This window comes from Psychrobacter submarinus (assembly GCF_904846685.1).
GTDB lineage: Bacteria > Pseudomonadota > Gammaproteobacteria > Pseudomonadales > Moraxellaceae > Psychrobacter > Psychrobacter submarinus.
In genome coordinates, this window is record NZ_CAJHBQ010000001.1 from 299,082 (window position 1) to 313,151 (window position 14,070).

Below are 14,070 nucleotides of genomic sequence, written 5' to 3' on the forward strand. Positions count from 1 at the left end.
AGATGAGCGCCTTTAAATGAGCGGCTCACTAAAACTGATAGTAGCGGCTACATGCAAAACACATTTTTTTGATTAAGGTCTGTCCATGTCTGCCGATACCATTGCCCATACCGCCTTTAAACAAGGCACTAAACCGTTATATGACTACGATAAGCACTGGGCGAGCTGCTATGAGCCGGCGCCTTATCTGCCGATGAGCCGAGCCGAGATGGACGCGCTGGGCTGGGATGCTTGCGATGTTATCATCGTATCGGGCGATGCGTATGTCGATCATCCAAGCTTCGGTATGGCAATCATCGGGCGTTTGCTTGAGTCGCAAGGCTTTCGCGTCGGTATTATCGCGCAGCCTGATTGGAAGAGCAAAGACGCCTTTATGGAGCTTGGCAAACCTGTCTACGCTTATGGTGTCACCGCCGGCAATATGGATAGCATGATCAACCGCTACACTGCTGATCGCAAGATACGTAGCGATGATGCTTACTCACCAGGCAATGTAGCGAACAAACGCCCGGACCGCGCCGCTATCGTCTATAGTCAACGCTGCCGTGAAGCTTATCCTGATGTGCCCATTATCTTAGGCGGCATCGAAGGCAGCCTACGCCGTATCGCCCATTATGATTATTGGTCGGATAAAGTACGTCGTAGTATTTTGCTCGATAGCCGCGCTGATGTCTTACTCTACGGGAACGCTGAGCGCGCTATCGTCGACGTGGTGCATGGTTTATCCAAAGGCTATACCTTTGAGCAAATGAGCAGCCTTCGCGGTACAGCTTTCTTGTTGACTCCAAGCCGTCGCCACTGGCAAGCGCATATGACAGAGGTCGCCAGTAACGATGTCGATACCATCGGCCGTGTCGATCCAATTATCAACCCTTATGTGATGACTGAAGACGTTGATAGCTGCAAAATTGAGCAAGAAAAGCCTAGCGATTCGCCCGTTGGCCAAGCGATGACTGGTATGTCTGCCCAATACGCAGGATTTGTCGCAGAGCCTGTCACTAATAAAGTTCTGAACGCTGAGCAAGTCGTTACGGATACGCAAGTGGTGCAAATGCGCGGTATGGAGGCTGAAGATAATAAAGAATATAAGCCAAAAACTGCTCTTAAACATAAGCTAAAAATGCCGCCACGTGAGCAAACTGTCATTCGCTTGCCCGACTACGATCATGTCAAATCAGATCCGGTGCTCTACGCGCATGCCAGCCGTATTCTACATCTCGAGACTAACCCGGGTAACGCGCGGGCGCTAGTGCAGCGTCATAGTAGCGGCGCGGGTAACTCCTTCACTTCTATCGATGTCTGGCTCAATCCACCGCCAATTCCGCTATCGACCGAAGAGATGGATTATGTCTTTGACTTGCCTTATGCGCGCCTGCCGCATCCGAGCTACGGCGATGCGCGTATCCCTGCTTATGACATGATTAAGTTTTCGGTCAATATCATGCGCGGCTGTTTCGGCGGTTGTACTTTTTGCTCAATCACCGAGCACGAAGGTCGTATTATTCAAAACCGCTCTGAGGACTCTATCCTACGTGAAGTCGAAGCCATTCGTGATACCGCGCCAAACTTCACAGGCGTCATCTCCGACCTTGGCGGCCCGACGGCCAATATGTATCGCCTTAACTGTAAAGATGAAACCATCGAAAAGCACTGCCGTAAGCCCTCTTGCGTCTATCCAGACGTCTGCGAAAACCTGCTTACTGATCATAGTAATTTGACTCAGCTATACCGTAAAGCGCGTGATATCAAAGGCGTGAAGAAGATCCTGATTGCATCCGGTCTACGTTATGATCTGGCGGTAAAAGATCCTGAATACGTCAAAGAGCTGGTCAGCCATCACGTTGGTGGTTATCTAAAAATTGCCCCAGAGCATTCAGAAGAAGGCGTACTGTCCAAGATGATGAAGCCGGGCATGGGCTCATACGATAAGTTCAAAGCGATGTTTGAGCAATACAGTCAAGAGGCCGGTAAAGAGCAGTATCTAATACCTTATTTTATCGCCGCGCACCCCGGTACTAAAGATGAAGACATGATGAATCTGGCGCTATGGCTAAAAAGTCATGGCTACCGCGCCGATCAAGTGCAAGCCTTTTATCCAAGCCCTATGGCAACAGCGACGACGATGTATCACACTCACAAAGACCCGCTACACAAAGTCAGCCGCGCGGGCGGTGATATGGATATCGTCAAATCAGGTAAGCAGCGTAAATTGCATAAAGCCTTTTTGCGTTACCATGATCCTAAAAACTGGGCAATACTGCGTAAAGCGCTGCAAGATATGGGCCGTAGCGATCTTATCGGTAAAAACCGTGGCTGCCTTATCCCGCCATATAATGCGCATCTAGAAGGCCGCGATGCGGCGCAGGACAGCTATCAATCGGCGCGTAAGAAAAATAGCCGCATTGGTAATGATTCAGCTAAGCGTCAGAACCGTAATAAAAATAGTACTAATAAAGCTCAAGCCAACAACCGCTCCAAAAAGAGAGTCAGCAAAGGTAACTTTCAGACTCAGCATACGGGCTTACCGCCGCGTAAGACTAAATAACGTGAGATAGAAAAGTGTAAATAGTACGAAGCACTATAAAAAGTCGCTTGTTGGCTTAAGTCAGCAAGCGCTTTTTTTAGTTAAATTTCATAATTACATTAGTCAATATTTAAGAAATGAAGTTATAAGGTAGTGAACAATTCCTAACACTCTAAAGTAGATGCTTTGGTTACCATAAATGTTATGCACCTACAGTGCTAGAACCCCTAATAATAAAGTAATATATTTTGGAGATGTTTATGAATACTATGATGAAACTCACCGCTACCCTACCTGCCGTTGCTCTACTAGCAGCCTGCTCTACCACTACCCCTACCGCTCCTACTACTCCAGCCACTCCGACAAATAGTACGAGTGATATGGCTTACGATCGTATGGCGCCTGCCCCTTATACTTGTACTGATGATAGCCAAATCCTAGCAAAGCAGTCCATTAATAAAAATCAGGCGACGATCAGTGCCACTGTTCCTAAACTGAACTGGTCACAACAAGAAGTGATCTTAGTCGGCGGCGTCAATGGCGACACGGCAAGCTATATTAATGACTCTAACCCAGATATCATCTATGCTTGGCACATGAAAGGTGATGAAGCTATATTGGCTACGAAATGGGCAAATGGTAAAGAGTACCAAGTCAACTGTAAGATGGGTCGTTAATAGTATTGCGTCAATCAAGCAGTGATAGTGATTGAGCTTTAACTAAAACTATATTTGTATTGATTAGCAATACGTTAAACAGTCATCGAGTGATGGCTGTTTTTTTATAGCCGATTAAGTGGTGAACGCTCATAAAAGCTGTCAAAATATTAGCAATGCTAATTGCCTATAATTCATGCTCAAATAAGCTGTTTATAAAAAAGGAAGAGTGATGAGAGTTCATCTATTACGTCTAACGCTAGCATCTACGCTTAGCATAGCCGTACTAACGAGTTGTGATACTAGTAACCAAGATAGCGTCGCTACTTCTGCTAATACTGAGGCAAATGTCTCTGTAGAGGTCGATAATGCGACTACTGCAAATAAAACCTCGTCAGTAGTTACCGATATTGACTGGTCAAAAGTAGCTAGCGGTGAGCCTGTCGCAGATCGTAGCAACTACGACTACCCCTTTGCTATCGATAGTCAAAACGTCAAAGACTACGCGGACTACTTCGATGTGGACGAGGCGACAGCGCAGCACAGTCTCACCGTCGGCATGGCAAGTAATGAGGCCGTATCAAAAGTCCTTAACCAACTAGAAAGCACATACACCTCGCACGAGCTTACCGATGGCGAAACGGTTGAGCTTATCGTTCATACGACTCCTGAGGTCACTGCTAGCCGATACGAGTATGTGTTCGCCGATGACTTTGCTAAAGGTTTGATATTGCCGATTAGAATTGTTCCGGATGGGGAAAAAAGTGAGGCTATGGTTAATCCGCATGAGGATTAGATAGTTGGTTAGCGTGGTACTCTAAATTTAAATTTTAGGTGGCAAAAGTTGAGCGGATTATAGTATTTAGTCACATATAAACCTACAACCTCCGATCTATTTACAACTCGTGCCCACATACAATTGATGTTAAAATCTATCTTTTATTTATACATAGGGCGCTTTATTTTATGCAGACTGTCGAAGAGCTGGCACAAGGTGCTTGTAACTATTGGCCAACGCAGTTGGTAGAAGAAGCGGCGGACAAAAGCACATTGATTCCGCTGCTTGAAACGCAAGATATTTTTATCAATGTTTTAAAGTTTGCTGATGCCACCCCCTACGCTTGGCAGCAAGCACTGGCTCAAAATAAAAAGCTGTCTGCCAATTTATTTTTGAAGCATTTGATGGTAATAACCGATATTGGCGGCGAACGCTTACAGCGCTATGGCAAAGACTTTGCTCAGCTGTTTCCTACAGGTCAGCTACAATTTACCGCTGATGATGTGATTCATACTTATGTATTTAGCACTCCTAAAAAACGGGTTTGGAACAATAAAAAGCTTAGAGTAGAAAAGACGCTATTACTTGAAAACAGGCAAACCTTTGATCATGATATGCTCGATGTATGCATGTTATTGATTTGGGGCGCGAATACGACAGACCCTGCCAATTTGCCAGATGAAATCTTAGAAAAAGCAATTATTGGCAGTATGATTGGTGATGCCGATAAGCTAGAAAAATATATCAAAGAGCGCTATTTGTTTGTCAGTCGTCAAATTGGTGGATCGACCGCTAATGACTTAGGGTACATTTGTGAAGGTTATATTAAAGATAAGCTACAAGCCATGTTGCCTGACGACTACACTTTTGACGGTCATACTCTAAGAAACATGACATTAAACAACGATCAACTCACCAAATTTGATTTGGTCATTTCTAATGCTAAAACGGATCGCTCTATAGGTATAGAAATTAGCTTTCAAGTCACTACCAATTCTGTTATTGAAAGAAAGTCACAAAATGCCAATAACAGGCAGTCTATAGCACATTCGCATGGGCATAAAGTAGGTTATATTATCGATGGCTCAGGGAACTTTCAAAGAAAAAGCGCCGTGCAAAACATTTTAAATTATAGTGATTTCACCGCTAATTTTTCTGATGCAAGTTTATCAAAGATGGCTAACTATATAAAAGACAACGTTTGATGATTACATTTATTGATTTATTCGCTGGAACGGGTGGTATCCGTCTGGGGTTTGAACAAGCACTGAATAAAAATGGTATCAAAACCAAATGCGTGCTTAGTGCAGAAATAGATAAAGAAGCTTGCAAAACTTACGAGCAAAACTTCGGTGAAAATCCATATTGTGATATTACTCAATTGTCTGACGTAAAAGATTTTGACGTATTATTAGCAGGATTTCCTTGCCAAGCTTTTTCTTCTGCAGGTAAGCGATTAGGTTTTGAAGACACAAGAGGCACATTGTTTTTTGATGTGGCACGCTTGATTGCCACCAAACAGCCTTCTATGTGTGTTTTAGAAAATGTCAGGGGTCTTGTCAGTCATAATAAAGGCAAAACTTTTGAAACTATTAAAAATGTACTGAGTGACTTAGGGTATCAATTTGAATATAGACTATTAAACTCTAGTAATTATGGTGTGGCACAAAATCGGGTGCGTATCTATATTGTCGCCGTTAAAGACGCCAAACCTATCCTGACATTAGCAAATGATGTTGGCGCCGTAGACTCACATGCTTTCAAACAAAGTCTGACCACTATGGATTTGTTTGAAAGTATTCAGCCTGTATTGGTTAAAGATATTTTAGAGTCAAACCCCAACGAGTATTACGATTGTTCTGACACATTTATTTCTCAACTAACTCAGGTTTTGGATGGTGATTTAGATAGATTACATGGCATACGCCTTATTGATAGCCGTGGTGGCAACTCTATACATTCATGGGATTTAGGATTGCGCGGACAATGCACTCCCCATGAAATTGATTTTATGAATTTGTTAATCGCTAATCGCCGAAAAAATATTTTTGGTACGCATCAAGATGGCAAAGCATTGAGCAAAGAACAAATTGCTACTTTTTATCCCTATGACGATATAAACACGGTCATTGAGTCTTTATTGGATAAACGCTATATTAAAGAAAAAGAGGGTCTATACAATTTAGTCGCAGGTAATATGTCTTTTGAGGTGTTCAAATTCCTTGATCCTGATAGCGTATCAATTACATTAACAGCCTCTGATTCTAACAGGCTAGGGGTTTATCATAATGGGCGCGTACGGCGTTTGACACCTAGAGAATGCGCCAGATTACAAGGTTTTCCAGATTCTTACGTCTTGCATCCAAAAGACAGTTTTGCATACAAACAATTAGGTAACGCTGTAAGTGTGCCTGTTATAAAAGCGTTGGTTACAGATGTTTTAATTCATAACCCTAGTTTATTTGAATAAACTAGGGTCTTGTTTTTGCTAACTTTGCTCGTTTGCACTACTCCCCAACCATCGCCAAAAACTCATCCTCACTCACCACTTTCACACCCAATTTTTCCGCTTTGGTTAGTTTTGATCCAGCTTTTTCCCCTGCCAGTAGCGCCGTAGTTTTGGCGGAGACACTGCCCACCACTTTTGCGCCGAGGGCTTGCAGTTTTGCTTTGGCTTCATCACGCGCCATGCTCGCAAGCGCGCCGGTGATGACCCAAGTTTGCCCATCTAAAGGTAACCTGTCGGACGCTACTTGTTCGACGGTATCCCAATGCACGCCAGCAGCGCGCAGCTTTTCAATAACTTCAACATTGTGCGGGGCGCGGAAAAATTCATAAATCAGCTCGGCGGTAATCGTACCAACGTCTGGCGTGGCGATAAGGGCATCCATATCGGCGCTCATTAAGCTATCCAAATCACCAAATTGCTGCGCGAAGTTTTGCGCGGTCGTCTCACCCACGCCGCGAATGCCAAGGGCATAGATAAAACGTGGCAAGGTCGTTTTTTTACTGGCCTCAACAGCTTCGATGATGTTTTGTACTGATTTTTCGCCGAGTTTTTCAAAGGTAATCATCTCATCCTGATGCTTATGCAACTGATAAATATCGGCGACGGTTTTGATAAGTCCCTGCTCAAAAAAGCTGATCAGCCAGCGTTCACCCAAACCATCAATATCCATGGCGCGGCGTGAGACAAAATGAATCAGCGCTTCGGTCTGCTGCGCCGGGCAAAACAGACCGCCCGTACAGCGCGCTAAGGCTTCGCCCTCGGGTAGCACTACGGGTGAGTCGCAAACCGGGCAAGTGGAAGGTAGCTCGACAGGCTGAGAGTCGTCTGGGCGTTGCTCTTCCCAAACACGGGTGACTTTGGGTATCACATCGCCTGCACGATGCACACTGACCATATCGCCTGCGCGCACATCCAAGCGCTGAATTTCGCCAAAGTTATGCAAAGTGACGTTACTGACGGTGACACCGCCAACTTTGACCGGCTCTAGTTTGCCGACTGGGGTGATCTGTCCGGTACGCCCGACTTGCCATTCGATAGTATGCAGGCGGGTCATCACGGTTTCAGCAGGGAATTTATAAGCGGTCGCCCAGCGTGGTTCTCTAGATAAAAACCCTAATTGCTGCTGCAGAGCAAGGCTGTTGACTTTAATCACTGTTCCGTCAATCTCAAACGGTAGTTTTTTGCGTTTTTCAATCACTGACTCGTAGTACGCTTGCGCCTCGCGTGGATTGGCAACCACGCGCACTGCGCTGACGGTAAAGCCAATATCGCCAAGCCAAGCCAGTGCACCCGATTGCGTGTCGATACGCTCAGGCAAGCCTTGATTGACCGAATAGCCATAGAACGCTAACGGGCGACTGGCCGCTACCGCAGGGTCGAGCTGACGCAAACTTCCTGCTGCGGCATTGCGTGGATTGGCGAAGGTTTTTTCACCATTTTCCTCTGCTAGACGATTGAGGCGCTCGAAACCGGCTTTTGGCATTAACACCTCACCGCGTACTTCTAGCAATTCGATATCTTTGGCATCTGCCAGCCACAGTGGCAGATTACGGATAGTTTTGACATTTTGGGTGATATCCTCGCCCGTTTGTCCATCGCCGCGAGTGACCGCTTGTACATACTGGCCATACTCGTATTTTAGCGACACGGCCAAGCCATCGAGCTTCATCTCCATCTCATACTCAGGGTTTTGCTGTGCCACGCTTAGACGATCATTGACGCGGCGCATAAAGTCGCTGAGATCATCATAATCAAAGACATTGCCAAGCGATAACATAGCAATGTCATGGGTGACTTGCGTAAAGGCCGATAGCGGCACATCACCGACTTGATTGATCGGGCTATCAGGCTGCACCAAATCTGGATACTCTTCTTCAAGCTCGATAAGGGACAGACGCAGCTGATCGTACTCGCTATCCTCAATCATAGGATTATCAAGGACGTAATAGGCATTATTATGCGTTTTTAGCGCTGCAATCAAGGTGCGCATTTTGCTAATGACATCGCTATCATGGGTCGCATGGGTCGCATGGTTTTTAGAGTTATGAGTGTTATTAGAGTTGCCAGAGTCAGTCATAGTCGGTATCTATAGTGGTTATTGAGCGATTGATAATAGCAACTATGATAACAATTTAGGGGGCGCTTTACAGTAAACACTGGCATAAAAAAACGCCACTTTTACTTAATAAAAATGACGTTAAATGAGAGGTTATTTGGCTATTTTAGCTGTCGTAATCGCGGACTTGATTGCGTAGCTGCTGCTTATAATCTGGCGTAATCGGTTCGTTATTTTCGTCTAGCATTATCGCATCAAGGTCGCTTGCCATCATATAGGCAATACTCATCATGCTATCAAAACTACGCACCGCTTGCGGATGTGGCAGCGATAAAAACAACACCACGCCGCTATAGACATTGGTCGCCACGCTATGCGGATCAAAAGGCGCGATACCATTATCAGTGATACCCATCATGCTAAACCAAAGCATACCGGTGCCGTCTTTTTGCTCATAACGATGGAACATATTCATCGCGCCAAAGCGCAAGCCGTACTTATCCACTAAGGTTAATAAATCACTGCCGCGAATAATCGCACTCGGGCGCTCACGGCTTTGCTGCGGCAAAATAGTAATATTGATGTTGTCTTTGGCATTGATCAGCGGCCCGTTTTGCGCCTCATCAATAGGCGTCAATAAGTGCTGGTCGAGCACAGGGCTGTTGTCCGTGAAGCTCGGCTCCTCGGCAGTATCAATCACGGGCATCAGGCTATCGGTCGCTGACATCAGGCTTGAAAAAGCATCCGGCTCGCTTTGAATGTCAGAGTTATTGTCTTGGGCGAATTGCGCAAACTCTTCGTCATCTGCGCGCTGCTGTTCTGCTTGCCAGCGGGCATACTCAGGATTGGTTTCATTATCATTAATATCAGCCGTCGTACCACGATTTTGTGTCAGCTGCGCATCAACCTCAGTATGGTTTTGTGTCAACGGCTCTTCTTCAACCACAGCACTCAGATACTCTCTATTAGGAACAATCGTTGTCTCACCGGCGATAGTATCATCGAAGTCTGGCTCATCAACGACATTGCGCTCATGACGCGGAATGATAGGGATACCGTTTTTATCATAATTAACGGCGGCCGCATCAGTATCTTGTTGGCGCTTGAAACTACGAATGACCATAAACAGTCCTGCTAGCACAATCAAAGCGGCAATGGCGATCAACACAAACTGGATAGCGGTCATAAGAGAATACATCCTAATAATAATATAGCTAACAATATAGGTAATGATAAAAGTAATCAGAGCATATACAGCAGTTTAAACGCTATCAGTCTAGCACGGCTACCTAAAAGCGTCATCACCTTGTAACGGTTTGACACTTGTTACTCATCATTGCACGTGCCGTTCAGTAGATGATAGCGGGTAAAAAGCGTGTAGAAAGCGAATAGAAACTTGCCATAAATATAACGGCTTTGATTTTACCCTAAATTATAAAGTTTGTTTATCAATACTTAACTCGTGATATAGTAAATCCTAAATAAAAAGAGTAAAAGAGTACAGGCATTGTAATGTGCTACTGGTATAAATTTTCCTTGCGTGCTGCGTTCCCAGAGGCTGCGCAAAATTCATTCCAGTAGCACTGCATTTCTTTTATAGTGGATCGACTATAGTTAACTTTCGATGTACTTTTCGGCTTCATCAAGTGAGACGCTCACTAAAGTAGAAACACCTGCGCTAGGCATAGTGATACCTTTTAGCTCATCGGCAATCTGCATCGAGAGCTTATTATGGCTAATGAAGATAAACTGTAAATCATCCGCCAACTCATGAATCAAGCTAGTAAAACGAGCAACATTAGCATCGTCAAGCGGCGCATCGACTTCATCGAGCACGCAAAACGGCGCCGGATGCTGTTTAAATATGGCAAAAATTAGGCTCAGCGCAGTCAAGGTCTTTTCGCCGCCTGAGAGTACAGCGAGACGGCTATTGCGCTTGCCTTTTGGCTGCGCCATTAACGTCAACCCTGCGCGCCAATGTTCAGATTTATCAGCGCTGATATCAGATTGGGTATCCGTAGGCATATCCTGCAAATCTAGCGTTAGACTGGCTTGCCCGCCGCCAAATACTTTGGCGAACAGTTTAGATAACTCACCATTGACCGACTCTAAGGTTTGCATAAATAGCGTCTTAGTCGTCTCATCAATCGAAGCAATAGCATCCGTCAAAGTCTGCATACTAGCGGCAATATCTTCGGTCTGCTGTGCAAGCGGCTCTAAGCGTCCATTAACCTCAGCCAGCTCTGCCACTGCTGCCAGATTGACCGCGCCTATTTTACTGATTTGCTGCTCAAGACTGGCCTGCTCAGCTTGTAACTCAGCGATTTTCTCGGGACGGACGCGGCGTTTATGAGTAATAAAATCGGTTAATAAGCTTGAGACACTTATCTGCGGCGGCGCAGCCTTTAACGCCTGCTCACTACTCTTAGATAAAATATAATGGTACTCATCTAATGCGCTCTGTACGCTATCCTTTGCATCGTTGAGTTTAGACTCACTCAGCGCCAACTCTGTCGCCTGTTTGGCATTGCTCTCTTGCTGATCCTGTAAGGTAATCTGCAAAGTATCTAAGGCAGATTGCTGCTCGTTATACCCATCTTTAAGAGTGCTCAGCGCGGCTTCACGCGTGGCTAATAAATCTTGCTGCTCATCGCGCTTGGCGTTTATAGTCTGTAATGTGACCTGCAGCGTCGGCAGTTGCTGTTGGTAGCTGTCACGACTGGCGATCAGTGTCTGCCGGTTTTGTAAAGACTCATCAAGAAATTGCGCTGCACGCTGTAGACTATTAGCACTATGCTCAAGGTGCATCTCAAGTTTTTGTTGGCGCAGCTGCAGGGCTTGCCAATCGGCGTCAACTTTTTGACGATTGCGCTGCAGCTCGTGACGCTCTTCTTGTAGCTGCTGACGCCGATCCTGTGCAGCTTGGACTTTGGGCCTTATGAGTTGTAAGTCTGTTTCGATTTGCACGCGCTCATCATTAAGTGTTTGTTGCTCGGCGGCAAGCTCTTGTTGCTCGTGCTCCAGTGCCAATTTGTCGCTCTGCAAACGCTGGGCATCGGCCTGTCTTTGCTTGAGGGCAGCTTTCTCAGTTGCCAATTGCTGCTGATAATCATACACCTCGCGCGTAAGCTGCTCGTTTTGAGCGCGGCTCTCATCTAAGCTTATGGTCAGCGCGTCATACTCGCTTTGGCTTCTCTTTATTTGCTTATGCAAGCAATCAATGTGCTCATCGCTAGTATCAAGCAGCTCTTCCAACTCTATTAAACGCTGCTGCTGTTGCATACGCTGCATCAAAAATTGACTGTTTTGCGCAGCGTCTTGTTGCTTGGCGAATTGATTAAAATTCACAGTGCCACTAGCGCTAATCAACCAACCTTCTGCAGTCACTAATAAAACCGATGACGGCAATACTTTTAGGATTTCGGTCAATTCTGCAGTGGTCTCGCGGTTAGGCGCATCATCTGCAAGATATAAATAACACTGCTGCCATATCGCTAAAGCAGGCTTAGTAATTAATGCAGATAAAGGCTGTACTTTAGCTTGCAAATTAGCAGGTAGCTTGGCTGTAAAATCCTGATCAGCGCTATCGGCCATCTGTGCAGGCAGCCACAAACTATGGCGACTAGCTGACTGTTTATTAGCTTCACTTTGGGAGTGTTGGCTATGCTGAAAGCTCAGTAAATTTGGCAGATATCTAGAAAGCTCTGGCTCTGAGATTAGACCAACTTGATCACCAATAAGCACTTGGCTATCTAGCCATAATGCTAATACCTTATCAAGGGTTTGCGCATGCTCCTTGCCAAGTGGACTAAGCTTGATTTGCTCGCGCAAAGTAGAAACCGGCAGTAGATTGTCAGTATTAATAACAACGTCATTTGCCAAACCTTTATCCGACTTCTCTTTTTGTGCGGTCGGCTTCTGAGTCGTTTTGGCATGTACGATCTTATGTAGCGTATCGTACTCGCCTGCCAGTAGCGCGTGGCTTTTTTCTTGTGCTGTCACCTCGCGTAGCTGCTCGGTCAAACGCTGCTGCAACGTATGAGCTTGCGGTTGCAAATCCGCTAGCCGTTCAGCGACGCTATCTTGCTGACGCGCACGCTGCTGTAACTGAGCTTCTATCTCATCGATAACGCTGCTGGCGCTTTTGTCTTGCTCATCTATGCTCAAAGAGTCATCATGAGTAGGGCTTTGAGTCTGCGCCTGATCCCACAGCGTTTGCCAACTTTGCTGGCGAGCAGCGAGCTTCTCTTGACTCAGCTGATGACGCTTTTGCGCTTGGCTATTGATGGCTTGCTGCTGCTCGAGGGTACGCACGTTATCTTGCAGACGCGTTAACTGCGATTGTGACTCAGACCATGCGCGTTGTAGTGGCGGCTCTTCCGCTTGATACGTTTGGCGCTTCTTGGTTAGCTTAGTAAGCTCTGGCTGCAGGCGAGCAAGCTCGAGCTGCTGCTGATCCTGCTCATCCTTTATTCTATCAAGCTCGTCAGTCGACTGCTGACGCTGCCGCTCCAAAGCAACCAGCTGCTGCTCAATCACTGTCAGCTTCGCCGTAACATCGTCTAGCTGATGCTTTGCTTGTTGAAGCTCAAGCTGCTGATGATAATGCGCGCTTTGTGCTTCGTCTTTTAGCCATTGCTCTTGGTTGATCTGGGTGCTGAGCTTGTCTTGCTTATGCTTTAACTGCTCATAGTGCGCTTGCCGCTCTTTGAGTGCTAAATCACTACCTTCATACGCATTCTTATGTTGCAGTTGGGCTTGTTTGGCTTGATATAACTGCTGAATCGCCAGTTGTTGCTTAATATCCGCTAAGGTCTCGGCCAGCTCATTGTAGCGCTGAGCGCTGCTCGCTTGACGCGCTAAGCTTTTTTGTTGACGGACTAGCTCGCTTTGCATATCGTGCAGACGCGCTAAATTCTCCTGTGTCTTTTCAAGCTTCTTTTGCGTCTCTATCCGCCGAGCCTGATAACGCGATACCCCCGCCGCCTCTTCGATAAACTCGCGCAGCTGCATGGGGCTTGAATCAACGATACGCCCGATCATACCTTGCTCAATCACGGCATAACTACGCGCGCCAAGCCCTGTGCCCAAAAACACATCGACCACATCACGGCGACGACAGCGGGTACCATTGATAAAATAATCGGAGCGGCCCTCCATGTTGACTTGCCGACGTACTGATAGCTCCTGATAGAGGTTGAGCTCGTGGCGAATGCCCGTCTGCTCATCTTGGGTATGCTCAAAGGTCAGCTCAACGCTGGCCACGCTTTTGGCCGATTTATCTTGCGTACCAGCAAAGATTACATCACTCATCGCGCCGCCGCGCAACTGCTTGGCGGAGGTCTCGCCTAATACCCAACGGATTGCATCAATGACGTTTGATTTGCCGCAGCCGTTTGGCCCGACGATAGCAGTGATGCCGCGGGGGAAGCTAAAAGTAGTGACATTGGCAAAGGACTTAAAGCCTGCCAGTTTGAGAGATTTTAAACGCATAAACGGTGAGTTTTTCGATAATAAAACAGGCGGCTATTCTACCTGAAATTGAGA

8 protein-coding genes are annotated in these 14,070 nt (G+C 46.1%); 5 read left to right on the plus strand and 3 right to left on the minus strand.

The window, feature by feature from the left end; translation table 11 throughout:
- Window positions 1-85 precede the first annotated feature (85 nt).
- The 5 genes from JMY03_RS01425 (at window position 86) to dcm (ending at window position 6,428) form a co-directional block, all read left to right on the plus strand.
- The gene (locus JMY03_RS01425; RefSeq protein ID WP_201600338.1) at window positions 86-2,545 is read left to right on the plus strand and encodes a YgiQ family radical SAM protein; all 2,460 of its coding nucleotides are present in this window, start codon (window positions 86-88) and stop codon (window positions 2,543-2,545) included.
- A 239-nt stretch (window positions 2,546-2,784) separates the two neighbouring features.
- The gene (locus tag JMY03_RS01430; protein ID WP_201600340.1) at window positions 2,785-3,201 is read left to right on the plus strand and encodes a hypothetical protein; all 417 of its coding nucleotides are present in this window, start codon (window positions 2,785-2,787) and stop codon (window positions 3,199-3,201) included.
- 211 nt (window positions 3,202-3,412) lie between these two features.
- The gene (locus JMY03_RS01435) at window positions 3,413-3,976 is read left to right on the plus strand and encodes a hypothetical protein (protein ID WP_201600342.1); all 564 of its coding nucleotides are present in this window, start codon (window positions 3,413-3,415) and stop codon (window positions 3,974-3,976) included.
- A gap of 170 nt (window positions 3,977-4,146) precedes the next feature.
- Window positions 4,147-5,163: a hypothetical protein gene (locus JMY03_RS01440; protein ID WP_201600344.1), complete on the plus strand. Its 1,017-nt coding sequence runs from the start codon at window positions 4,147-4,149 to the stop codon at window positions 5,161-5,163.
- On the plus strand, window positions 5,163-6,428 hold the full coding sequence (dcm, locus tag JMY03_RS01445) for a DNA cytosine methyltransferase (RefSeq protein ID WP_201600347.1): 1,266 nt from the start codon (window positions 5,163-5,165) through the stop codon (window positions 6,426-6,428). Before JMY03_RS01440 ends, dcm begins: the two co-directional genes overlap by 1 nt.
- Window positions 6,429-6,465: 37 nt before the next feature.
- On the opposite strand, the gene ligA is transcribed toward dcm, so the two are convergent.
- The 3 genes from ligA to JMY03_RS01460 all read right to left on the minus strand — a co-directional run bounded on the left by ligA (window position 6,466) and on the right by JMY03_RS01460 (window position 14,016).
- Window positions 6,466-8,457 carry an NAD-dependent DNA ligase LigA gene (gene ligA / locus JMY03_RS01450; protein WP_227675505.1) on the minus strand — a complete coding sequence of 664 codons (1,992 nt, stop codon included), beginning with the start codon at window positions 8,455-8,457 and terminating at the stop codon, window positions 6,466-6,468.
- A gap of 232 nt (window positions 8,458-8,689) precedes the next feature.
- A complete protein-coding gene (locus tag JMY03_RS01455; RefSeq protein ID WP_201600351.1) occupies window positions 8,690-9,709 on the minus strand; it encodes a cell division protein ZipA in 1,020 nt (339 codons plus the stop codon).
- Between the two features lie 428 nt (window positions 9,710-10,137).
- Window positions 10,138-14,016, minus strand: a complete 3,879-nt coding sequence (locus JMY03_RS01460) for an AAA family ATPase (protein WP_201600353.1) — start codon at window positions 14,014-14,016, stop codon at window positions 10,138-10,140.
- Window positions 14,017-14,070: the final 54 nt, after the last annotated feature.